Genomic DNA, 23,797 nt, shown 5'->3' on the forward strand with positions numbered 1-23,797 from the left:
CCAAAGTACGGAAAAAGGAGGAGTTTGCCCGAACATCAGGGGTCAGGGCTATGTTTCTGCGCTGGTTTGAGGCGAAAACCTACAAGGCGCGGGTGGATTTCGCGCTGATTTTGGCCAGCTTTCTTGAGTACGTCGCACACAACTTATAACAACTTCCTACAGCAAAAGAGGAACGAACTTTCATTGGCTTCGCACTCAGAAGCACGCCTCAGGAACACGGAAGATCTTTTGGACGGCGTCTTCTTATGACTTGCCAAGGTACGCTAAATGAGCATTTCAAGTGTTACGCAACAAACAGTGAACGTCTCCACCACAGAAGCTCAACTGCCTGCGCAAAACATCTCCAACACTTCATCAATAACGCCGGCCCCCGCAAGCAATCCCGCAGCAGCGCAGCCACCAACCAAAACGGTGGGACAGCTCCAAGCAGACAACCAGAACCTTTTCAATTTGGTCGACCAACTCCGCCAAATGGGTACCCAAAATGAGGGCAAGCCCCTCACTCCACTCCAAATTTCAAGCGCGTTAAAAAGTCAAATTGACGTGCCTTACGTAGGGTCCACCTACGCCTTGGCAGGCTCCACGCCCCCGACATTGGCGGCCGTCATTACCGACCTCGGTTATGAACTGCCAGTTACCGCCGAACAAGTCGCTACGTTGGCCAAACAAATTGGGCAAAAGGCTTCAATCCCGGTGCTGGGGAATTTGGGCGGCGGCCTTTCCTGGCCAATTGCGATGTCACAAGAGGACCGAAGGAGCATTCGCGCGTTCCTCTTCTCCCGTAACAGCGGCTTGCCTGGCTTGCCGTTGCCGACACATGGCAACGGCACGCTGCATTACTTGTTGCACGGCAGTTCGCTCACGCACCGTGATTTGCAGAGTGACCCTCAACAGACGCTACAAAAACTGTTCGATTCCCCCAGGGCCCAGGCGCTGGGGCAGGCGTTACAGGCGCACCTGAAGGGTGTGGCCACACCCACCAGTATTTATGACTATCTGTTGACCGCGATGATCGATGGGCTTGACCTGGGTGGCCTTTGGCACCCCGAACCCAACAAAATCGGTGATATTTATCTGGACTCCCCCATGTATTGGGGTCAATCACCCTCGCTGGTTGCCGAGCACCTGAGCAAGTATCTGATCAAGGAAGGCCTGGCGACAGACTCGGCCGCTAAACTTGCGACCCACGTTCTGTTGGCGAGTCACGCCCCGCAGTTTCTGATCAAAGATATTCCCTCGATTGTGAAAGTCGGCGGTGTTCTCTGGGGGCAATTGACAACCGCAGCAGCCAAGATCGAAGCCCAGACGCCTGGCCGGGTGCCTAACATGACCTATGTCGAGGTTATGGCCCTAGCGGAGTCGCTGCCGACCAGCGATATCGACGTTCAACTAGCTCAGCGCGAAACTCTAAAAGAGTGGGGGTTAGCCAATGGTTTGCTGCCCATCTTGCAAACCAGTTGGACCCCGGTAAATGGCGCACTGGTTCCCTCAACTCCCGAACCGACAGCGTCACAAATGGAACAGACCAAAGCGGCCTACGACAGTCGCTTGGATGCGCTGGTGGAGACTTCTACTTCTTTATACACGCCACTGGCCAGTCGAAAAAAAATTGCGCTTGACGCCCTCAAAGCTGAGTTCCCAAAGCTTGATCCAACGGTTTTTGAAGCACGATTCCTCGCAAAGGCCTACACAGGCCGCCCCGGAGCCGGCGATCCAAGGTTGCGTTCCATGCTTGATATTGTGATGGAAGGGGAAATGCTGGGGGAAAAATACAAATGGGTCACCAACGAGCGCAGGGTGCCAATCGATGCGTTCAACAACTTTACACGTTCCGAAAGGTTTCCAGCGCCCGAGGTGTTCACGACCCAATTCGAGGCGTCGATAGCGGCGCAAAAAAAGGGCCATCACGGAATGGTCAAGCACCTGATATCCCAATTGCCATTAGCCGACCGCAAAAATTTTGAATTCGGCGAGATCGAGTTCTCTTACGAAAAACACTACAAAGATGCGGCGGGTAACGCACTCGTGACGGTGCGTCGCGAACATACATTGTTTGTGAAAACTACGTACGAGGGTGAGAGCAATCTTTATGAGATCGACACCACCAAAGGGACAATCACTAAACAAAACGAGCGCATGACAGAAAACCTGAAACAGGTAATTAAAATAGACGGAGGCTATCAGCCCGTTACTTCGATCATTACGCCTTATCCCAGCGACTCCAGCATTGCCAAGACTGATAAGCCAGGCAGTACTGAGATCCCCAAAAGTTTCGACTCGAACCGAACCAATAAGATTGCCAATTTCTACGTTAAATCCTTAGGCCTGGATGATGAAAGTGTGCTGGATCACGCCAGAGGCGTGACGTCCTACGATCATGATCGTTCGCTTGACAAGGGGGTTGGTGAATTCTTCCTCAACCTCATCCCGTTCCGGTCTGCCATCGTCAACCTGGCGAAAGGCAGCGTCGTCGAGGGGATAGCCGACCTAACGATGGATGTCATTGGACTGCTGACGTTTGGCGCAGGCAAGACTGCCCAGGCCGCCAAAGTCTTTGGCAATGGCGCCAAGGCTGCAAAAGCTATCAGGTTCCTGGGGGCGTCCGCCTTTGAGGTGCTCAACCCACTCAGTGGGGCGGGCGACATAATATGGGGAGCCGGGCATTTGCTCCTCAAGGGCTACACGAAGAGTACTGGGTGGCTTAAAAAGCTCAGGGCCTCCAATGGCGGTTACCAAAAACTTCAGCAGATAAGCAAGCAGCACGGGACAGCGTTAATCGGCTCTGTGAACGTTGGAGATCGCACCATCGACACGGTCGCGGTACGCAAGAACGATCAATGGTATAACTATGACCCCTTAAAAAATAGTGTGTATGGCTCGCCAATCGACCACTTCACTCCCCTGCGTGGCGGCACGCTTAGCAGCAGCTTGGGAGTTGCGTTTGGGAATTTCTACAAGAAGCTCGTTGAGGCACGAAAGCCCAATAGCCTCGCGCGGTTTAATCAGGGTTATAAAAATGGGGTGCTTCAGGCGCTGCCGGATTACACAGGCCAAACACGCTTGAAGGACTTACTGAAGTTGGCCGCAAACCCCAATCGGACGCCGGAAGAAATAGGGCTTTTGGCGAGGACAATAAAGGAGGAAAGAATTAGAGATGGGGAGTATTTCACCAATATTTTTGCCGCCGACGTTGCCGGCCCAGGCGTTTCTTTCGAGCGCTTTGCCCAAGCACAATACCTCGCGCGCGTTGATTTAACTTCAAAGGGCTACTGTGCTGGGATGACAAATGCCATGGCGCTGGCACTGCATCGAGGAGACGAAAAAATATTTCTGGAGAACCTTCGCAAGGCCTCTACTACCGCAACGCCAATGGCCCAACATACAAAATTCAACCATGATATGAAATCACTCCAAAATGTTTTAGACCAAACGGGGGATTTTCATATAGGACGCATGCCTTCATTGATCGATTCTCAGCGCATTATTAACGACCTCAGTACTGCCACCACCTCAAAATACCTGAGAATCAGCACTGAAGATCACGCCATGCTGGCTGCCGTCAGGATCCGAAATGGTAAAAAAGAATGGTTCTTCTTCGATCCCGATAGCGGACTCGCCAAGTTTGATAATTTGCAGTCTATGCGCAACGCTATGGAGAAGTTATTAGACCGCGGGGCCATGGCCGCCACGTTAAAACCGTTCATGTCTGCGCAAGGAACGCGTCAGTTCTACGTCAGCCCGTTCCAGCCGAATGACGTTCTTGATAGTAAGGTTGATAGTTTTGCTGTTTCAATAATGGTGTCCAATCCGTTAGCACCTTGACTCGTGTGAATGGCTCCAGCCCTGATTACGGCCGAACATGCTCAAGGTCAGTTGGCCCTGCACTTGTTCGGCCAGTTCGGTCTGACCATTAGCAGCCAGGCCTGCTGTTCAAGGTGTCTCGCAGTCTTTTGTTGTGATGCGAGGGTCGGCTGTAGCTATCCGAGCGCTCATTCGGCTTTGCGCTGCTGAACCCGCTCACCGGGCGGGACATTGCAGCGCATTAGCGTCACAATGTTTTGATCTCTGGGGAACTTACCTGGATCGACAGGACTCAGGGATGAGAATGGTCGTTAAATGACTAAAGGCCAGCACTTACAACTCCTCAGGAATTTTCCCTATGTCCGTTGCCCCCTCCACCATCCTTGTAGTCGAAGACGACGCCATCGTGCGCATGCTGATCGTCGATGTACTCGAAGAGTTGGAGTTCAGCGTGCTTGAAGCGGCGGACGCTCAAGAGGCCTTGCAGCTGGTCGAAAACACTGACCAGGTGATCGACCTGATGATGACCGATGTCGGCCTGCCCGACATGGACGGTAAGGAGTTAGCGACCAAGGTTCGCGAGTTGCGCCCTGCCCTGCCTATTCTGTTCGCCAGCGGCTATGCCGAAAGTATTGACGTGCCGGCGGGCATGCAAGTGATCGGCAAACCGTTCTCCATCGACCAGCTGCGTGACAAGGTCAAGTCGATGTTGCCTGTCGGCTGAAGCCCCGCCACGGCACTACGCGCCTCATTTCGTTGCACCACCGCATATCTTCGGGCTATTTCAGCTGCTGGGGGGCTACTCTGTGCCTGCGCGCCTGCCCTTATCACTTCACGGCTAAGTCTTGCAGGGATTAACGTGACGTTCGGCCAATAAAACGGTTAACTCAGCGCCTTGATCCCACGCCTTTATAAAGAACTCAGGAAGGACGCAACAACATGATTGGAAAACCGACGCGCCTGCTGTTGGCGAGCCTCTCGATTCTGATGAGTACCGGTGCCTTGGCCGACTTCACGGCAACCCCGGCCGAAGCCCGGGCCATTGCCAAGGAAGCCTACCTGTATGGCTACCCGGTAGTGGCGATGTACAAGACGCTCTACACCCAGGCCGTGGATAAGGGCGGTGCCAACTTCAAGGCACCGTTCAACCACATCGGTAACACCGCCCAGGTCTTCACCCCCAAGGACACCGCGTTCGCCACCCCGAATTCGGACACGCCTTACTCCTTCATGTGGATGGACTTGCGCAAAGAGCCGTTGGTGCTGACCTTGCCCAAGATCGAAGACAACCGTTACTACTCGGTGCAGTTGATCGACCTCTATACGCAAAATATCGCCTACTTAGGTACGCGCAGTACCGGCAACAATGGCGGCCACTACATGATCGCGGGCCCTGACTGGAAAGGTCAGCAGCCGGTCGACATCGACCGTGTGGTGTACAGCGAAAGCAATATCGCCTATGCCCTGTACCGCACGCAGTTGTTTGACGAGAAGGACCTGAACAAGGTCAAGCAGATCCAGAACGGCTACAAAGTGCAGCCGCTGAGCGGCTATGTAAAACAGCCCGCTCCGGCCCCGGTGTCTAAAATCGTCTGGCCAAAGCCGATGGCCACCATGACCGAGGGGCCGCAGCTGTTCCGCTACCTGAACTTCATGCTCGCGTTTGCCGCACCACAGGACAGCGAAACAGACCTGCTGGCGCGCTTTGCCAAAATCGGTATCGCCCCTGGTGCGCCCTTTAAGGTCAAAGAGTTGACCGCTGAACAACGCAAAGCCCTGGAAGATGGGATTGCCGACGCTCGGGCTGAGTTTGCCGCGTTCAAGAAAGACAAGATCGACACGCACCAAGTGTCCAGCGGTGACCTGTTCGGTAGCCGTGACCGTCTGAAAAACAACTACCTCTACCGCTACGCTGGTGCCGACTTAGGCATTTTTGGTAACTCTGCCGATGAAGCCGTTTACTTGAGCTACCACGTCGACAGCGAAGGTAAACCGGCCAATGGTGCGCGCCACAGCTACACCGTGCATTTTGACAAAGACAATTTGCCGCCCGCCGAGGCGTTCTGGTCGCTGACCATGTACGACGCCAAGACCAAGCTGCTGGCGCCTAACCTGAAGAAACGCTACCAGATCAACTCAGGGATGCTGCCCAACCTTAAGCGCGACGCCGACGGCGGCCTGACCCTGGCGTTACAGCACCACGAGCCGCCGAAAGCCGAACAGAGCAACTGGCTGCCCGCCCCGCCCGGTCCGTTTTACGCCGTACTGCGCATCTACCTGCCCAAGCCTGACGTGGGCCAATGGAAGCTGCCACCGTTGACGCCGCTCAAGTAACACCGCGTGCCCGGCCGCAAACGCAGTCGGCCGGGCAGCGCCTTCCCTGACTACCACTGGTTTATCGAGCAATAAAACGAGTAAGGTGCGCGCGGTTCTTTATGGAGTTGTACCGCACATGACTTGCTGGGATGTCCTTGGCCTGCCGCCGGATGCCGATAGCCGCACGATCAAGCGCCAATACGCCACGTTGTTGAAGAAAACCCGGCCGGATGATGACGCTGAGGGCTTTCAACGCCTGCGCGAGGCTTACGAAGAGGCCTTGAATTGGCAGCAATGGGCGCAGCAGGAACAGGCTGCGTGCGCGGTGGCGGTAGAGGCATTGGTTGTGGAGGCAACGCCGGCGGCTATCACCGCCGTGAGCTTGCAGCAGCACTATGAGCAGGCGATGGCTGCCGGCGCCGGGCTGGAATTCGAAGTGGCGCTGCTCAAGCGCTGTGTCTCGCACGACGACGTCAGCGATGAAGACCGACACTGGGCGTTCGATACGTTTCAGTGGCTCAGCGCCTGGCAGCGCCTTGAACTGCCACAGGCGCTGATCGACGCGCTGGCAGACCGGTGCAAGGACGCCCTGCAATACCGCTTGGCGCTGGCCATGGCTCAGCGCAACGAAGTGGACTTTCTCAGCGCCTACGCAGCACGCGTTGATTACCCTTGGCTCAAGCAGCCCGCGCATACCCAATGGTTTAACCAGATGCTGGCGACGATGTTGGCCGAGAGCCATTTCTGGTCGCCTGCAGTATTTGAGGCAGTGCGCGCTGGCCAAAATTGGCATGGCGGTAACAACCACGCGTGCCCCGAGGACGAATGGCAGCACTTGTTACGGCGCCAGCAAGGCCCGGTATTCATGGCCCACCAGCGTGCGTTGGCGGCCGCCGCACCGGCCACCGCTCAGCAACGCGCTGCGCGATTGCTGCTGGCGCCGATGTCCCTGGGCCAGCGGCGTGCGTTCGCACAGCGGTTAAGCGAAGCAGACTGGGAAGCGTGTCGTAAGCTGGCCGCCGCCCTTAAGGCTGACCATCCCGACGTTGCGTTCGCCCTGCCGGGAGACGCCCTATTTCTGGCAGGATTGGGAAACCGCCGTTGACACCTGGCCACTGCTGGTGGCGATTGTGCTGGGTTGCCTGGCCGGTGCGCTCTGCAAGGCGCCCTGGCATGCGGGCGCGCTAGTGGACAGCGCGGGTGAAGCGTTGGCGTGGTCAATGGCCTACATGGCTGCGGGCGCGCTGGCCTGGCAGGTATGGCGCCCGTTGGCACATCGGCTGCGCGTGCTGGATGAAAGTCTCGGCGCAAAACTGCCGCGCAGGTTAAGCCCTACCCATCTGCCGCTGTTGCCCGTGCGCGACCTGATCCCTGGAGCGGCCATGAGCATTGCCGTCAGCATTCAGTTCGGCCCTATCGCCGGCCTGACGCTGGTGGCGATATTGGCCGCCATTGGCGTGGGCAAACGCCGAGCGAGCATGAGCTACAAGGAATGGGCGGCGCTTTATCCACGCAAGGTAATCGGCGCAGTAGGCCTGGGTGCCATCGCCTTCGCGTTGGTCTTCGCTGGGTTGAAATACCTCGATAGCCGCCATCAAGTCAGTCGCAATCAAGGCCTGCAACAATGGACCGAGCGCGTGTGCAGCCGCATGCCGCAAACCGCCGAGCACTGCCAGGCCCCGCCTACACCCGCGCAATGGTACGGCCAGGAGGCCAAGCGATGAACCCAGGCCTATTAATACCCGTTGGCGTGGTCTTTATGCTGATGCTGTTCGGCCTTGCCGGCGCGGGCAAACAAACCCAGGTGCTCGCATTGTGGGTGGACAGGCTGGACAGCCCGCAAACCGCCTCTGCCAGCGCCCTGGCGCCGATCATCGATTGCATGAACCGCGTCGACCGGGACACGCGGCTGGCCTACCAACGCTTGGCTCATCCACCACAGGCCGATGCAGAACCTGAGTTACAAACGTCGTTGCCGGTCGGCCGCTACGCCAGGGCACGCGAGGAGTTTGGCGACAACAGCGAGCCGCAGGCGCGGCTGATCCAGAATGATGTGTGCGGGCCAACCATCACCACTAAGTTGGAACATCAGCAACCTGGCAGCCCCTTGATCGGGATGACCGCCGAGTACGTATCGCGCCTGCAAAAAATCACCTCGACGTTGGGCACTTCGTATCAACAACGGCTGTTTGGCGATGTCATGTTGCAACGCTTTCAGGACGAACTCAGCAGAAATGGAGAAACCTACACGGCAATCTCCACCCAGTTGCGCCACGACCTGGCGCAGGAAGATCAACGCCTGCGCCCTGCCCAACTGGCTTTGCTGGAGGCGCGCTTGGGTCGCGACCTGCACTGGCACCTGCTCAACTACATGATCGCGGCACGGCACGCGGTGGACCAGATAGACGAGGGTGTGCGCAACGCCAACCTCACACCCAAGGCCTTGGCGGCGTTAACGGCTGCAGTGCAGCGCGCCAACGAAAACAGCGCCGGGTTCGTGGATCAAATCCCGGACAAAAACCTCAACGATGAAACCCTGCACCTTTGGTACACCATCAGAGCGCCCGCCGATGCCTACCTCAAAGCATTGCAGAGCCTGCTGCAAGATTGGCTTGACCACGCCCCACCGCAGCAACTGAGTGACGATTACTACCTCGTCACCCGCCGCTACGACGCCCTGCTCAGCTATTACAACCGGCCTGCAAGGAACGCGTTTTAAGCCCTCAGCGCTTTTTCAGCTTCACAAACGACTGATGCAGGTCCGATGCCCAGCCATCGATAACGCCTTTGACGTCATCGGCCTTCATCACCTGCGAGTCGTTGGACAGCGACTTGCCGGTGCCTTTGCGCACCACCTGGGCGATCACCTTGCCATTGGCGCCATCGAGAAACTGCGCCTCGGTGCCCAGGGTTGTTTGCTGGTCACGAATACCTGCGCCGGTGCTCACAGCAGCCACCACCAAGGCCACAGGTATGTATTCGTAGGGTTTCAGGCTTTCAGTCTTGCTGCTGACAGCGGTGATGGCAGCGCGCACCACGATCACCCCCGGGCCTGGGGCGTTGGCCAGTGGCAGTGATTTAGCCAGTTCACGCTTGAGCGCCTGGTTGAAGTAGAGGTTGATACCGTTCAGGGTGCTGTCCGGGATTTTCGCGGTGGCATGCGGCTTGGGATAGAACTGGGTGGGTTCGACATACACCGCGTTGTAACGGCTCACGTCCAAATTCGGGTCGACCCAACGCATCACCTCGGCCCCCGAGGGTGACTTGGCTTCCTTGAGTTGGCTGTAATCGGAGAGAAAGCCGGAATACTCGTCCGGCTGGGTGACCTTACTGGCACACCCTGCCATTGCGATTGAAGCGATGCACAGCGCGCTGACCATTGGCCTTAGTTTCATCATTGCACTCCTCATTATTGAGCTCCCTGGAGGTGATCATCGAGACACGGAGCCTTATGTATAGCCAACGCAGTGATAAATTGCTCAGCCGCGTTCGCGCGGGATCAGGCTCTGCAGCTGCGACGCCAGGAAGTTCGCGTCGAAGGCAAAGGTGTCCGGGTCTTTGAGGCCGTTGGTTTTCTTCCACAACCAGTCGTTTTTGTCGGCCGCCAGCACCAGCGAGACACTTCCGTGCCGTGCGGCGGTCAGGCCCATGACCGACACGGAAATCGAGCCGCCCGCGCCCATTACGTCAGGCACGAACTCCACCGGCTTGCCGGTGATCTGCACGGTCAGCTTCTCGGTCTTGAAGGTTGATGTTTCTACCGGCAGGCTCGGGCCACTGGCCACGTAGGCTTCACGCTGGACCTCCAGCAAACCCACGGTTTTGACCGGCTCCAGCCACTGCTCAATCTGCCCGAACAGCTCGCCGAGCTTTTGCGCCCAGCGGGCCGACTGCACGTCGAATTGCTGCTTTTTATGCGCTTCGCTGTCGGCGTAATGACGAAGCATCTCGCCCAGTTGCTGTACATCGTCCATTGCGGCGTTCCTTGGATAAGCCAGGTTGCGAACACTGATCATGGCAGATGCGGCGGCGGGCCGTACGATTATGCGATGCCAGCGCAGTGCGTTGAAGATTCAGGCGAGAAGTTAAAAAGCGGATCAGAACCGCTGTAACCAGCGCTTTCACGCCTTAACAACTGATCCGTAGTAATCGGCTTTTTCTGAGTCTGTTTTGTTTTGCCCATGCTTCCTACAGTGCCCGCCACTTGGAACCGTGGGAGGACTGAGCATGAGTAACGCAACAACCGGACAGGCCTATAACTACAAAGTCGTGCGCCAATTCGTCATCGCAACCATCGTATGGGGCGTGGTCGGCATGGCCATGGGCGTGTGGATCGCCTCACAACTGGTGTGGCCCGAGATGAACCTGGATCTGCCCTGGACCACCTTTGGCCGCCTGCGGCCATTGCACACCAGCCTGGTGATTTTCGGCTTTGCTGGCAGCGCGCAATTCGCTGCGAGCTACTACGCGGTGCAGCGCACCTGCCAGGTACGGCTGTTTTCCGACACGCTGGCGGCCTTTACCTTCTGGGGCTGGCAGTCGGTGATCGTGATCATGTTGATCAGCTTGCCGCTGGGTTACACCACCACCAAGGAATACGCCGAGATTGAATTCTCCGGCGCGGTGTGGATGACCGTGGTGTGGGTGGCCTACGCGGTGGTGTTTTTCACCACCGTGGTGCGGCGCAAGACCCGGCATATCTACGTGGGCAACTGGTTTTTCGGCGCATTTATTCTGGTGATCGCCATGTTGCATGTGGTCAATCACCTGTCGATCCCGGTGGGCTGGTTCAAGTCTTACCCGGTGTATTCCGGGGCCACCGATGCGATGGTGCAATGGTGGTACGGGCACAACGCCGTGGGCTTTTTCCTCACCACCGGCTTTTTGGGGATGATGTACTACTTTGTGCCCAAGCAAGTCGGACGCCCGGTTTACTCGTATCGCTTGTCGATCGTGCACTTCTGGGCATTGATCACCCTGTACATCTGGGCCGGCCCGCACCATTTGCACTACACCGCCCTGCCGGACTGGGCGCAGTCCCTGGGCATGGCGATGTCGCTGATCCTGCTGGCGCCGAGCTGGGGCGGCATGATCAACGGCATGATGACCTTGTCCGGCGCCTGGCATCAGTTGCGCACCGACCCGATCCTGCGCTTTCTGGTGTTATCGTTGGCGTTCTACGGCATGTCGACCTTCGAAGGCCCGATGATGGCGATCAAGACCGTCAACGCCCTCTCCCACTACACCGACTGGACCATCGGCCACGTCCACGCCGGGGCGCTGGGTTGGGTGGCGATGATTACCTTCGGCTCGCTGTACCACATGATTCCCAAAGTGTTCGGCCGCGAGCAGATGCACAGCGTGGGGCTGATCAACCTGCACTTCTGGCTGGCCACCATCGGTACGGTGCTCTATATCGCCTCGATGTGGGTCAACGGCATCACTCAGGGCCTGATGTGGCGGGCGGTGAACGACGACGGCACCCTCACCTATTCGTTTGTCGAAGCCTTGCAGGCAAGCCATCCGGGGTTTGTGGTGCGTTTTGCCGGCGGCGTGTTTTTCCTGACGGGCATGTTGCTGATGGCCTACAACAACTGGCGTACAGTGCGGATCGCCGACTTGCGCGTCGCGCAGCTTGACGCGCGGATCGCCTGAGATGTGGAGCCTGTTGATGCTGGTGTGCCTGTACGGCGCGGTGGAATATTGCCTGCGCGGGGAATCTGAAAAGAGCCTGGATGACGCCAGCTTGCTGCCGTTCGCTGATGACCCTGACGTGGCGCGGCGAGTCGAACAGGCCACCGGCAAGCCAATCAACGCGGTGGCCCCGGAGCAGCCCAAGCCGGGCTGGGTCAACCTGGACATGTGAAACTGCTCCGGTCATTTGGCCGGTAACTGCGTATGACTAAAGCGCGCTGGATGGGTAAGGTGAGGCGACATCCCCTGTCCGGAGCATCGCATGCGCACTATCGGCCTTATCGGCGGCATGAGCTGGGAGTCCAGCGCCGAGTATTACCGCATCATCAACCAGCGCGTGCGCGACCAGCTGGGCCCGCTGCGCTCGGCGCAACTGCTGATGTACAGCGTGGACTTCGGCCCGGTGGAGCAAGCCCAGCATGCCGGCCGGTGGGATGACACCGCGCTGATCCTCGAAGATGCCGCGCGCCGCCTGCAGGCCGGTGGTGCCGAGTGTGTGGTGCTGTGTACCAACACCATGCACTTAGTGGCGCCGCGTATCGAGGCGGCGGTGTCGATTCCGTTCCTGCACATTGCCGATGCGGCAGGTAAAGCCGCTGTTGAGGCTGGCACGCTGACGGTTGGCCTGCTCGGCACCGCATTCACCATGGAACAGGACTTTCTCAAAGCGCGCCTGGCCGCCCAAGGTTTGACCGTGCTGGTGCCCGACGCGGACGAGCGCCAGGCCGTGCACCGGATCATCTATGAGGAGTTGTGTGTCGGGGTGATCAGTGATGCATCGCGCCAAGTTTATCAACGCGTGATCGACTCGCTGGCCGCGCGTGGCGCCCAGGCGATCATCCTCGGCTGTACGGAAATCGGCCTGCTGATCAAGCCGCAGCACAGCGACTTGCCGCTGCTGGACACCACCGAGCTGCATGCGCAGGCTGCGGTGGCGTTTGCTCTAGGGGGTTAAGCCGACTTGCGCAGGCGCGCCATGCTCAGGGTGTCGACGAACACGCCGTCACGCAGGGCGTAATCGCGCAGCCGCCCTTCGACTTCGAAGCCGAACTTGCGGTACAGGTTATGCGCGGCTTCGTTATCGGCGTACACCGTGAGCTCCACGCGGCGCAGGTTCATCCAGTTGTCGGCCACGTCCAGGGCAGCGGTCAACAGCTTGGAACCTACGCCTTTGCCCTGCCAGGCTGTCGCCACGCCCATGCCGAACGAACCGACATGGGCCTGGCGTACGCGCAGGTACTGTTCCAAACCGAGTTGGCCGATTACCTCACCGCCATGCACGGCCACCAGTTGTAGCCGCCGCTCGTTATCGCTGACCAGCTTGTTGCGCCAGGCCTCGACTGACTGGAAAGGCATTTGCAGCACCTGACGGCATACAGCCGGTTCGTTATAGAGCGCGGCCACGCCTTCGAGGTGGGCTTCAGTAAAGCGCTGGATCACGATATGGGGTTCAGGTGTGTGCATTGTGTTTCATCCTTTGAAAGACAAGAGGCAGGCCAGTGTAGGACGCCTCCCTGCACAATGGAAAGCGGCGTGCGCTCTAAGAGGTTGCCTGGCCAACACGTAGCATTTTCCTACAGGTCTGCTCAGCCGGCTTTGCGATACTTTGAACCTTCCAAGCGTGAACAGGATGTGTCGGCAAAATGGTGAAACAACAGGCAATCGTCGCCAGCATTGGTGCGGCCGTCTTACTGGTGGTGAGTGCTTGTGCAACAAGACCGCAACCCGAGCAGGCTATCAGATGGCTACCGGACTGCGAGGGGCGCCCCATCAGCGGGCTGGACCCTGAGGTGGTCTCCAGGACACAGTGCGGCATCGCGACAGTGCCGCTGGATCACTTGAAACCCAGGCTCGGCAACCTCAAGCTGGACATCACCCGCGTTGCAGCCCTAGAGCCGCAAAAGCGCGCAGGCGCATTGTTTACCAACCCTGGCGGCCCAGGGGCCGATGGCAGCGGGTTTGCGGTTGTCTTGGCTTCGCTCTGGAAAAGTTACGCGGATATGCCGGACGGTGAGGCCTATCAGCACCTGACGAATACGTATGACATCATCGGCATAACGCCACGTGGGTTGGGCAGTACGCCGGACGCGCAATTGGTGTGCCAATCCGATGAGATAGTTGTCGCGCAAAACGATATTGCCGAAGACCGCAGCGCAGCCAATATCGAGGCGATCCGGCATAACGCCGGGGTACTGGCTCGAGGTTGCGCCAGCCAGCGCATGGCGCCTTACATTAATACCGAGCAAACCGCGCGGGACATGGAGTTCGTGCGCATCGCGCTCAAAGAACCCACCCTCAACTATTTCGGCAACTCCTACGGCACGTGGCTGGGCGCCTGGTACGCGGGTCTGTTTCCCGAGCACGTCGGGCGAATGGTGCTGGACTCCAACACCGACTGGACCTCGACCTTCCAGAACGCGTCGTTGATCCAGGCGCCAGAGAAGGAGCGGATCTTCACGCGTTTTGTGGCGCAGCGCGCTGCTGAAAACCCGAAGGCTTACCAAATGGGCAACGATCCCAGGGCCATCGGCGAGATTTTTACCGGCTTGCTCCCCCAGGTGCGCGTCGCCCTGCGTTCTGACAGCGAGTTCTATAGCTCAATCGAATACCTGATGGCGGCGCGCGCGCTCAGCGACTGGTTGCGTCGATCGCCTGAATTGAAAGACGCGCAACTACACAAAAAAGCCAGCGCTTATCGGTTCAGCCCCGACCCCGACATTAACCAACAGGTACAACGTGCATTTACGCATCTGCTTAGCGTCACTCGAAACCCAGCGCCCTGGAATGACATCGCACCGGGCCCGCTGAAGCTCAGCCCTGCGGTGTCTGTACGCAGTACCGTGCTATGCAACGACTCGCCTGCGGCGAATGACGCATTCTGGACCGAGAAGGAAAACCAGTATGCCGCCCGCTACCCGGTCGGGGGCAGTTTCTTCCAGGCTAGGCATTGCGCGGGCTGGCGCGCCAAGCCGCTGGCCGGTGTGCCACTGGGCAAACTGGCACAGGCTGACAGCATCGTGATGGTCCAGGCCGAGTACGACGGCCAAACACCTACATCGGGCGCCTTCAACGCCTTTCGGAGCTTGCCCAATACCCGCCTGGTGTTGCTCAAGGGGGTCCATCAGCACGGTGTGTCCTTTGCTGATCTGAGCGCCTGCGTGAACCGTAATGTGGGTGAGTACCTGGCGTATGGTCGTAAACCCGACCGCATTGCGACCTGCTTCGCCTCAGACTGAGCCCACGCGAACCGCGTTCACCCTCGCGTCGCCGCACGCCACAACCGCGCGGCGTCTGCCGCACGCTCGCGCAGCAAGCGCGGTGCGTCATGGCAGGCCTGTTCCAGGCTCATCGGCCCGGACGGCAAGGCAAAAGCAGCGTCCACACCGTGTGCGTACATTTGTTCGTAGCCGTCGCCCAAGGTGCCGGCGATCACGATGACTGGCACGCCGTGCTGCAGGGCAATGCGGGCGACCCCAAACGGAGTTTTACCGCGCAGGGTCTGGGCGTCGAAGCGGCCCTCGCCGGTGATCACCAGGTCCGCGCCACGCACGGCTGCGTCCAGGCTAACCAGCTCGGCGACAACCTCCACGCCCGCACGGAACTGCGCGCTGAGAAAGGCCTTGGCGGCAAACCCCAAACCGCCCGCTGCACCGCTACCGGGTTCATTACGCACGTCTTTGGGCAACACCTTGGCACAATGATCAGCAAAGTGCCCAAGGGCCGCGTCCAGTTGCTCAACCTGCTGCTCACTGGCGCCTTTTTGCGGACCAAAAATGGCCGAAGCACCGTGCGGGCCACACAGCGGGTTATTCACGTCAGCGGCGATTTCAACGCGCACCTGGGCCAGGCGTGGATCCAGTTGCTCAAGGCTGATGCGCGCCAGACGTGCCAAGGCCAGGCCGCCCGGTGCCAGTGCTTGGTCCTGAGCATCTAACAATTGCACACCGAGTGCCTGCATTGCACCGGCACCGCCATCGTTGGTGGCACTGCCCCCAATCGCCAGAATGATGCGCTGCGCGCCGGCATCAAGGGCCGCGCGGATCAATTCGCCAGTGCCGTAAGTGCTGCTGGTGCAGGCATCGCGCTGCCCCGGCGGCACAAGCTGCAAGCCGCTGGCTTCGGCCATCTCAATGATTGCAGTGTGACTCTCAGCCAACCACCCCCAGCGCGCGTCAACGGCGTGACCCAAGGGGCCTCGCACCACCTGGCGGCGCAACTGCCCGTTGCACGCAGCGAGTACCGAATCCACCGTGCCTTCACCGCCATCGGCCATCGGGCACTGGATCAAGTGTGCATCCGGCCAAACCTGCGCCAACCCCTCGGCAATGGCCTGGGCGACGCCTTCGGCACTGAGGCTGTCCTTGAACGAGTCGGGGGCGATGATGATTTTCATGGGCTTTCTCCGGTTTTTATAACGCCCATGCTGCCAGTTGGCTGCGGCAATGACGCCGGTCCGATGCACAAGTGTGGGTGAGGTTTGTTGTTCATTCCGACAAAACCTGAGGAAACAGCTGTACGCCGAGGTAGAGGGCGAGCATGCCGTCGAGGGTCAGCGGGTCGACGCCGCTGAGCTCGGCGATGCGCTCCATGCGGTAGCGCAGGCTGTTGCGGTGAATGCCCAAGGCATCCGCACACGCTTGGCTTTGGCCGTCATGCGCGCACCAACTGCGCAAGGTGGCGAGGAGTTGGCCGTTACTGTCCTTGGCCAACACCTTGCGCAAGGGGTTGAGCAGTTCATCCAGAGCATCGTCGTTGCGATGGCGCCACAGCATCACCGGCAGGCGGTAGCGGTTGAGCGTCAACAAACGCGATTGGGGCAAGATATCCCGACCATAGGCCAGTAAGTCGCCAACCCGCCGATAGCAACGGCGCAAACCTGCCAGGCCATCCGCTTGCCCGCCGACAGCCACACGCAGGATGTTCCAACCCAGGCCCTGGAGTTTTTCCAGCAGCCGTGGGTTGTCGACTTGCACCGCAGCCGGCCGACACCACAACAGCGAAAACTGCGCCGAGCTGACACACCAACTGTCTGGGTAACGGCTGGTAAGCCAGGCGCTGAGTGCCTCCGCCGATTGGCCCACGCCGAGTTCAAACAGGTACGGCGTACGTGCCATTTGCGGTTTGAGCCCCAGTTGCTGGGCCTCGTCGATGAGGCGCGGCGAGTCGCCACTTTCAGCCAGCAGCAACGCCAGCAAGTCATCGCAACGCTGGCGTCGCCACTGCTGTTCGGCTTGCTGATGGCGATGGCTGACCAACATTTCGGCGGTCATGCGCACCAGTTCAGCGTAAGTGCGCAACAGCTCGGGTTCGCCGGTAATGCCCAGCACGCCGATCAAACGTTGATCGTGCATCAGCGGCAGGTTGATGCCCGGCTGCACGCCCTTGAGGTGCTTGGCGGTCTGGCCGTCGATTTCCACCACGCGCCCATTGGCCAGCACCAGTTGCGCGCCTTCATGGCGGGTGTTGATGCGCTCCGGCTCGCCGCTGCCGAGAATCAGCCCCTGACTGTCCATGACGTTGACGTTATAGGGCAGGATCGCCATGGTGCGATCGACAATATCCTGCGCCAAGTCATGATCCAACTCGAACATGGGGCTAAGTTCCTTGAAAGGGTGGGTTGTTCATCGGCACAGCGCAAAGCATGCTTGACTGTGCGCGAGCACAAAGACAGCACCCTGCCAGGTGGCCGAGACTCGTTGGGCGATCAACGTTACCTGCGCATCGCAAAAAATCATAATAAAGAGAGACTCCCATGTCACAGAGCGCCGCTGCCACACTGGCCACCGATGACGATAAAAACGCCATCTACAAGCGCATTACCCTGCGCCTGATCCCCTTCATTTTCATCTGCTACCTGTTCAACTACCTCGACCGGGTGAACGTTGGCTTTGCCAAGTTGCAGATGCTCGATGCGCTGAAATTCAGTGAAACCGTCTACGGCCTCGGTGCCGGGATTTTCTTTATCGGCTACGTGCTGTGCGGCGTGCCGAGCAACCTGGCGCTGACCAAGTTCGGCCCGCGGCGCTGGATTGCGCTGATGATGATCGTGTGGGGCACGCTCTCCACCTGCTTGCTGTTTGTGACCACACCGACGCACTTCTATGGCTTGCGCCTGTTGACCGGTGCCGCCGAAGCCGGCTTCTTCCCGGGTGTGGTGCTGTACCTCTCGCAGTGGTTCCCGACCTTCCGCCGTGGGCGGATCATGGCGTTGTTCATGTCGGCGATCCCGGTGTCCGGCTTGCTTGGCAGCCCGTTTTCCGGGTGGATTCTCAACCACTTCGCCGCCGGCCAAGATGGCCTCGCGGGCTGGCAGTGGATGTTCCTGCTGCAAGGCATCCCGACCGTCATCCTCGGCGCCCTCGCCTACTTCCTGCTCAGCGACAGCTTTGCCAATGCCAAGTGGCTGACGCCCCATGAGCGTGCGGTGCTGGAGGCCGATCAAGCGACAGTCCTGGCGAACAAGCCGAAAACCACCACGGACTCGCTCGGCGAAGTGTTCAAGAACCCGGCGATCTGGGCGTTCGGCCTGATCTACTTCTGCATCCAGAGCGGCGTGTACGCCATCAACTTCTGGCTGCCGTCGATCATCAAGAGCCTGGGTTTCAGCGATAACTTGGTGATTGGCTGGCTCAGTGCGATTCCGTATCTGCTGGCGGCCGTGTTCATGCTGCTGGTGGGCCGCTCTGCCGACTTACGCAAAGAACGGCGCTGGCATTTGGTGGTGCCCATGTTGATGGGCGCTATTGGCCTGGTGATCGCGGTGAATTTCGCCACCACCCCGGCGATTGCGATTCTCGGCCTGACCATCGCCACCATGGGCGCCCTCACCGGCTTGCCGATGTTCTGGCCGGTGCCAACCGCCATGCTCAGCGCGGGCGCGGCCGCAGGTGGTTTGGCGCTGATCAATTCCATGGGCCAGATGGCGGGCTTTCTCAGCCCGTATATCGTAGGGTTTGTGAAGGATGCCACCGGGTCCACGGATGTGGCGTTGTACCTGCTAGCGGCAGTGATTGTTGCCGGCAGTGTGTTGGCGTTGCGCATGACCCGGACCTTGAAGGTATAACGCAGCCAGGTGGGTTGGCTTGCCTGCGATAGTGGTACTGGGGTTGTCGCGGGTTTGATGGGGTACATATCCGTTGTTTGGGTTACGGCTGCTATTGGTTCCGCCCTTACGGCGGGTCACTTTTGGAAAAAGAGCCCCAAAAGTAACCAAAGGGCTCTTGCCCCACCACTCGGTGCCTCGCCTAGGCTCGGCATGCCCTCACTCCGGCTTGAATCCGTGGGCCGCCGCCATGGGCCATCCTTGGCCCATCGCGGCTAACCCGGCGTCCTGCCGGGTTACCCACGGATTCAAGCCTGCGTTCGGCCATCGTGGTTAACGGGGCGCCTCAGATCAAGATCAAAAGCAAGAGCACGGCGGCCTGGTAGCCGACCTGAGTGGTAGAAGCAAAACAGGGCAAAAGCACAGCAAAAGCACAGGAGTACACTCTCTGCCTGATGTACTGAGATCCCAATGTGGGAGCCGGCTTGCTCGCGAAGGCGGTGTGTCAGTTACACATCAGCTGGCTGACCCACCGCCTTCGCGAGCAAGCCCGCTCCCACAATTTTGACCGAGTTCGGTTGCTGGCACCGCAGTGCTCTGCTTTTCTGTGGAGCTGGCTTGCCTGCGATGCAGACACCTCGGTGTATCAGGCATAACCAATTGATGCTATCGCAGGCAAGCCAGCTCCCACATTAGATTGAGTTCTGCCATCAAGATCAGGTCGGCTGTCAGGCCGCCTCGGTTTAACTTTGATCTAACCACTCAGGTCGGCTACTAGGCCGCCGTGCTCTTGCTTTTGATCTTGATCTTGATCTTAGGCGCCCCGTTAAACCACGCTGGCCGAACGCAGGCTTTGGAGCAGGGGGTAACCCGGCAGGACGCCGGGTTAGCCGCGATGGGCCAAGGATGGCCCATGGCGGCGGCCCCGCTCCCAAAGCCTGCGTGAGGGCACACCGAGCCTAGGCGAGGTGCCGAGTGGTGGGGCAAGAGCCCTTTGGTTACTTTTGGGGCTCTTTTCCAAAAGTGACCCGCTGTAAGAGCGGAACCCTAAGCAGCCGTTACCGCAGCAACGGATATGTACTCATATCTAACTAAAGAAACGCCCCGCAGGCAAACCAGCGCCCCCATCACCGTGCTTACACCAATCCCCCACCGTCGATATTAAGGCCGGCCGTCTGGTGGCGCGGTTGCCCGACTGGCAAGGCGAACCAACCCCTTTCAACCTGATGTGCCCTCATCGCCTGCAAGTGTCGGAACGGGTGAACGTGCTGCACCGCTTTCTCCAGCAACGCGGTGAGAACCTGCTGAGCGCATGAAGAAACGCGTGCAGGGCTTGTTCCAGAGCGCTCGAGTCTGGTATTGCATGACTCACGTTTCCCTGCCATGAGGAGCTTTGCATGATTTACCGCACATTGGGCCAGTCCGGGTTGAAGGTCAGCGCACTGACCCTGGGCACCATGATGTTTGGCGAACAGACCCACACCGAAGACTCGCTGCGCATCATCGACAAGGCCTGGGACCAAGGCATCAACTTCATCGACACCGCCGACGTCTACACCGGCGGGCGCTCCGAGGAAATCGTTGGCGAGGCGATCGCCCGTCATCGCCAGGATTGGGTGGTGGCGTCCAAGGTCGGCATCGGCCCGGCGGACGGGGTGCCCAACCGCAACGGCTTGAGCCGCAAGCGTATTTTCAACGCGCTGGAAGCCAGCCTCACGCGTCTGGACACCGACTATCTGGACATCTACTACCTGCACCGTGAAGACCACGACACACCGCTGGAAGTGACGGTGTCGGCGATTGGCGACTTGATCCGCCAAGGCAAGATTCGCTACTGGGGCCTGTCTAATTATCGTGGCTGGCGCATTGCCGAAGTCATCCGTGTGGCCGAGCGGTTGGGCGTTGACCTGCCGATCATCAGCCAGCCGCTGTACAACATCGTCAACCGTCAGGCCGAGGTCGAGCAGATCACCGCCGCAGCCGCCTACGGCCTGGGTGTGGTGCCTTACAGCCCGTTGGCTCGTGGTGTACTCAGCGGCAAATACGCACCTGACGTCACCCCCCAAGCCGGCAGCCGTGCAGCGCGCCAGGACAAGCGCATCCTGGAAACCGAGTGGCGTGTGGAATCATTACGCATCGCCCAGCAGATTCAGCAGTACACCCAAGGGCGTGGGGTAGGCATTGTCGAATTTGCGATTGCCTGGGTGCTGAACAGCTCGGCAGTGAGTTCGGCCATTGTCGGGCCGCGCACTGAAGCGCAGTGGGATGCGTACACCGGCGCGCTGGAGGTGAAGATCAGCGCTGAAGATGAAGCATTTATTGATTCACTGGTGACGCCGGGGCATTCGTCTACGCCGGGGTTTAATGATGTGGGCCATTTTGTGTCGGGGCGTAGTTGCCGATAGTCAAATCGCCCACACCGATCGGTGTGGGCGCTCTTGCTCGTTACTTGCTTAAGTTCTGGCGTGTAACGCGTCGGCCGTCTCCCGAATTTCCTTGTCTGTCAGGGGCTCGCCTCTAATTGCCTTTCCAATCACCGCGGCAACCGCTCTGACAGCGCCATAATGCGGAACAACACTCTGCGCGGCATCGCCATACAGGCTGAGCAGCGCGTCCATCTCCTTCTTTTCCATACCGAACGGCCTGCCAATATCATTGTGCTTATTTAAGAATAGAAGCAATGCCGTGACGGGGTTATCCAAGACGTTCTCTACAAAGCCTGCGTCTTCCTTGTTGACGCCAAAGGCTTCCAAAAAGTCTGAAGCCCAGAAGAAAGGATGTTCTAAAGCGTCGCCAATCGCGTTTAAGATTGCGTCAGTCGTCCACACCACGCCCGCTTTATTCAGGCGATCCAACATGTCCTTATCAACGACCGCATTGAACTGTGCAGGTGTCAGTGAACTCAGTGGCTTTTTACTCCCCCAGCCATGCTCCAGAAAGTAATAATTACCTTTGTCGCCCACGCCCAGCAGGTTGCCGTTGGCGGCGTACTGATAATTAACGTTCTCACCATCCGGTCGCACTCCGCTGTAAATGGCCCCCCCTTGAGGACTTACCGCTTTGCGATGTATGCCGGCGAGGCCATTGACGGGCACAAGCGATACCGGCTGCTGGCTCAACCTGTCCAAGTGCTCGAACACATTGCCAAAGAGGGTGCCCATCGCCCCTGCGCCCGTTGGGGGCTTGCTATTCTCCGGTGCGCTCGCCCACTCGTTCATTGTGCGCTTGACGCTGACGACAGGTTCGGAGCGTGGGCCGCTACCAAAATGGGACAGAAACAGCTTGAAGTCGTGAGGCCTGTTTGGAAGGTCCTTCAAAAACGCACTCATTTGCTGGGTGTTCTTAAACTCATGGAATGACGTGTAATTATATTCCGGCATGTTCCATACAATATTGGTTTTGCCCTCTACCGGAGGATTACGTATTAGCACAAACATATCATTGGACCGAACACCGCCTACGCCAAAACTGAAGACTTTAACCTTCGGGCCGTTTGACTCGTTTGGAGACAGCATCGCATCAATGAGTGCTTTACCTTCTGGCGAGAGGGCGTGACTTTGGGTGTCTCTGGCCAATGACTCAGAGAACCTTACATAAATGTCAGAGGTCTTCCACGCGGGCTGCGTCTCTCGAGATACTCTGGTATTTTCGCTCAAGCCATTCAGGACACCGGGCGAATAACTGAATGCAAGCGTCGCCAGCGAGGTAACCTTTCCAGAACTGTTTTGCATAGAGCAACCTTTTTATCCACTGCATGAGTTATGCAACTTCCTGAACGGCCTCGCCAGAATCGCTGCTATTAATAACTTCCTTCCAATCGGTGAGGTTTTCATATGGCCCACATACCCCTGCAAAACTTCCCGTGGAAGACAACACTTGGCCATACAAACCAAATGTCGTCAGCCTTATGTGATGTCGACGGGGAAATATGTTCCATTCAAATGGCTTAAAACGTGTAATAGACGTGACAAACAATGTCACGACCAATATATTCCTACGCGAAGTTTTTCCTTTTTTTGTATGAATCGTCTTTCGCGAGGACAGTGTGTCTAAAGGTGTTGTGGTATCGGTCTTAGCCTCGGTGTTATTTGCCGTGATGTATTACTTCACCTCGCTGCTCACGCCATTGAGCGGCCTGGAGATTTTCGGCTGGCGCATGCTGCTGACGGTGCCGTGCATGACGGTATTCATGATCGTCAGCGGCGAATGGCGACGGGTGCTGGAACTGGTGCGAGTGTTGGCGGCAAAGCCACGGTTGATCGGCGGTGTGTTGTTGTCATCGGCCTTGCTCGGCGTGCAGCTGTGGCTGTTTATGTGGGCACCGCTGAATGGGCGCAGCCTGGATGTCTCGGTGGGCTATTTCCTGCTGCCACTGACCATGGTGCTCACCGGGCGCCTGGTGTACGGCGAGCGTTTGTCGCGCCTGCAGCAGATCGCGGTGGTGTTTGCTGCGCTCGGCGTACTTAACGAGCTGTATCAGTCCGGTGGTTTTTCCTGGGCGACACTGGTGGTGATCATCGGTTACCCGATCTACTTCGTGGTGCGCAAATACCTGAGCACCGATCACTTGGGCGGCCTGTGGCTGGATATGGCGCTGATGCTGCCGGTGGCCTGGTGGTTTGTGCAGCACGGCGAACAAGGCTTTGCCGTGATGGATCTGCATCCGAAGTTGTATGCGTTGATTCCGATGCTGGGGGTCATCAGTGCCTCGGCGCTGGTGAGCTATATCCTTGCCAGCCGCTTGCTGCCCTTCAGCCTGTTCGGGCTGCTCAGCTATGTGGAACCGGTCCTGCTGCTCGCGGTGGCGTTGATATTGGGAGAAGGCATCAAGGGCGGCCAATGGCTGACCTACATCCCGATCTGGCTGGCGGTGATAGTGCTGGTGTTTGAGGGCTTCAAGCACTTGGTGCGCCAGCGCAAAGCTTGATTCGCAGGCAATAAAAA

19 protein-coding genes and 1 pseudogene are annotated in these 23,797 nt (G+C 58.5%); 14 read left to right on the forward strand and 6 right to left on the reverse strand.

Annotated features, from left to right (window positions below; all coding sequences use genetic code 11):
- Window positions 1-267 precede the first annotated feature (267 nt).
- The 6 genes from KZH41_RS15810 to KZH41_RS15835 all read left to right on the forward strand — a co-directional run bounded on the left by KZH41_RS15810 (window position 268) and on the right by KZH41_RS15835 (window position 8,836).
- Window positions 268-3,822: a hypothetical protein gene (locus KZH41_RS15810; protein ID WP_263272950.1), complete on the forward strand. Its 3,555-nt coding sequence runs from the start codon at window positions 268-270 to the stop codon at window positions 3,820-3,822.
- A 337-nt stretch (window positions 3,823-4,159) separates the two neighbouring features.
- Entirely contained in the window at window positions 4,160-4,525 is a 366-nt protein-coding gene (locus KZH41_RS15815; RefSeq protein WP_242149556.1) for a response regulator, read from the forward strand.
- 215 nt (window positions 4,526-4,740) lie between these two features.
- Window positions 4,741-6,135, forward strand: coding sequence for a DUF1254 domain-containing protein (locus KZH41_RS15820; RefSeq protein WP_242149559.1), 1,395 nt, complete (start codon window positions 4,741-4,743; stop codon window positions 6,133-6,135).
- 118 nt (window positions 6,136-6,253) lie between these two features.
- Window positions 6,254-7,222, forward strand: a complete 969-nt coding sequence (locus tag KZH41_RS15825; protein ID WP_263272952.1) for a J domain-containing protein — start codon at window positions 6,254-6,256, stop codon at window positions 7,220-7,222.
- Window positions 7,164-7,841 carry a hypothetical protein gene (locus KZH41_RS15830; protein ID WP_263272954.1) on the forward strand — a complete coding sequence of 226 codons (678 nt, stop codon included), beginning with the start codon at window positions 7,164-7,166 and terminating at the stop codon, window positions 7,839-7,841. Before KZH41_RS15825 ends, KZH41_RS15830 begins: the two co-directional genes overlap by 59 nt.
- On the forward strand, window positions 7,838-8,836 hold the full coding sequence (locus KZH41_RS15835) for a YiiG family protein (protein WP_263272955.1): 999 nt from the start codon (window positions 7,838-7,840) through the stop codon (window positions 8,834-8,836). The genes KZH41_RS15830 and KZH41_RS15835 overlap by 4 nt, the downstream gene beginning before the upstream one ends.
- Window positions 8,837-8,840: 4 nt before the next feature.
- Here KZH41_RS15835 and KZH41_RS15840 read toward each other — a convergent pair whose 3' ends face one another.
- Complete coding sequence (locus KZH41_RS15840) at window positions 8,841-9,512, reverse strand: DUF3313 domain-containing protein (protein WP_242149564.1); 672 nt, start codon at window positions 9,510-9,512, stop codon at window positions 8,841-8,843.
- Between the two features lie 84 nt (window positions 9,513-9,596).
- The gene (locus KZH41_RS15845; RefSeq protein WP_094951814.1) at window positions 9,597-10,091 is read right to left on the reverse strand and encodes a hypothetical protein; all 495 of its coding nucleotides are present in this window, start codon (window positions 10,089-10,091) and stop codon (window positions 9,597-9,599) included.
- Between the two features lie 253 nt (window positions 10,092-10,344).
- Between KZH41_RS15845 and ccoN the strand changes: the two genes are divergently transcribed.
- The 3 genes from ccoN (at window position 10,345) to KZH41_RS15860 (ending at window position 12,766) form a co-directional block, all read left to right on the forward strand.
- A complete protein-coding gene (ccoN, locus tag KZH41_RS15850; protein ID WP_263272957.1) occupies window positions 10,345-11,772 on the forward strand; it encodes a cytochrome-c oxidase, cbb3-type subunit I in 1,428 nt (475 codons plus the stop codon).
- A gap of 1 nt (window position 11,773) precedes the next feature.
- Window positions 11,774-11,983 carry a cbb3-type cytochrome c oxidase subunit 3 gene (locus KZH41_RS15855; RefSeq protein WP_094951812.1) on the forward strand — a complete coding sequence of 70 codons (210 nt, stop codon included), beginning with the start codon at window positions 11,774-11,776 and terminating at the stop codon, window positions 11,981-11,983.
- A 90-nt stretch (window positions 11,984-12,073) separates the two neighbouring features.
- On the forward strand, window positions 12,074-12,766 hold the full coding sequence (locus tag KZH41_RS15860) for an aspartate/glutamate racemase family protein (protein ID WP_094951811.1): 693 nt from the start codon (window positions 12,074-12,076) through the stop codon (window positions 12,764-12,766).
- On the opposite strand, the gene KZH41_RS15865 is transcribed toward KZH41_RS15860, so the two are convergent.
- Window positions 12,763-13,275: a GNAT family N-acetyltransferase gene (locus KZH41_RS15865; RefSeq protein ID WP_094951810.1), complete on the reverse strand. Its 513-nt coding sequence runs from the start codon at window positions 13,273-13,275 to the stop codon at window positions 12,763-12,765. The two genes, KZH41_RS15860 and KZH41_RS15865, sit on opposite strands and share 4 nt — an antisense overlap.
- A gap of 179 nt (window positions 13,276-13,454) precedes the next feature.
- Here KZH41_RS15865 and KZH41_RS15870 point away from each other — a divergent pair, with 179 nt between their 5' ends.
- The gene (locus KZH41_RS15870; protein ID WP_242149572.1) at window positions 13,455-15,047 is read left to right on the forward strand and encodes an alpha/beta fold hydrolase; all 1,593 of its coding nucleotides are present in this window, start codon (window positions 13,455-13,457) and stop codon (window positions 15,045-15,047) included.
- Window positions 15,048-15,064: 17 nt separating this feature from the next.
- On the opposite strand, the gene KZH41_RS15875 is transcribed toward KZH41_RS15870, so the two are convergent.
- Window positions 15,065-16,204 (reverse strand): glycerate kinase, encoded by a 1,140-nt coding sequence (locus tag KZH41_RS15875; protein ID WP_263272961.1) that lies wholly within the window; start codon window positions 16,202-16,204, stop codon window positions 15,065-15,067.
- 91 nt (window positions 16,205-16,295) lie between these two features.
- Window positions 16,296-17,402 carry a sugar diacid recognition domain-containing protein gene (locus KZH41_RS15880; RefSeq protein ID WP_094951807.1) on the reverse strand — a complete coding sequence of 369 codons (1,107 nt, stop codon included), beginning with the start codon at window positions 17,400-17,402 and terminating at the stop codon, window positions 16,296-16,298.
- 161 nt (window positions 17,403-17,563) lie between these two features.
- On the opposite strand from KZH41_RS15880, the gene KZH41_RS15885 reads away from it, so the two are divergent.
- The 3 genes and pseudogenes from KZH41_RS15885 (at window position 17,564) to KZH41_RS15895 (ending at window position 21,258) form a co-directional block, all read left to right on the forward strand.
- Window positions 17,564-18,874, forward strand: a complete 1,311-nt coding sequence (locus KZH41_RS15885; RefSeq protein WP_263272963.1) for an MFS transporter — start codon at window positions 17,564-17,566, stop codon at window positions 18,872-18,874.
- A 1,136-nt stretch (window positions 18,875-20,010) separates the two neighbouring features.
- A pseudogene (locus KZH41_RS15890) lies at window positions 20,011-20,169 on the forward strand (LysR family transcriptional regulator); the annotation flags it as partial.
- A gap of 81 nt (window positions 20,170-20,250) precedes the next feature.
- A complete protein-coding gene (locus tag KZH41_RS15895; protein WP_263272964.1) occupies window positions 20,251-21,258 on the forward strand; it encodes an aldo/keto reductase in 1,008 nt (335 codons plus the stop codon).
- A 48-nt stretch (window positions 21,259-21,306) separates the two neighbouring features.
- On the opposite strand, the gene KZH41_RS15900 is transcribed toward KZH41_RS15895, so the two are convergent.
- A complete protein-coding gene (locus KZH41_RS15900; RefSeq protein ID WP_263272965.1) occupies window positions 21,307-22,584 on the reverse strand; it encodes a dermonecrotic toxin domain-containing protein in 1,278 nt (425 codons plus the stop codon).
- 314 nt (window positions 22,585-22,898) lie between these two features.
- Here KZH41_RS15900 and rarD point away from each other — a divergent pair, with 314 nt between their 5' ends.
- Window positions 22,899-23,780, forward strand: a complete 882-nt coding sequence (gene rarD, locus KZH41_RS15905; RefSeq protein ID WP_263272967.1) for an EamA family transporter RarD — start codon at window positions 22,899-22,901, stop codon at window positions 23,778-23,780.
- The last annotated feature ends 17 nt before the right edge of the window (window positions 23,781-23,797 follow it).

This window comes from Pseudomonas sp. YeP6b, assembly GCF_025642995.1.
In the GTDB taxonomy this organism is placed as follows: Bacteria; Pseudomonadota; Gammaproteobacteria; order Pseudomonadales; family Pseudomonadaceae; genus Aquipseudomonas.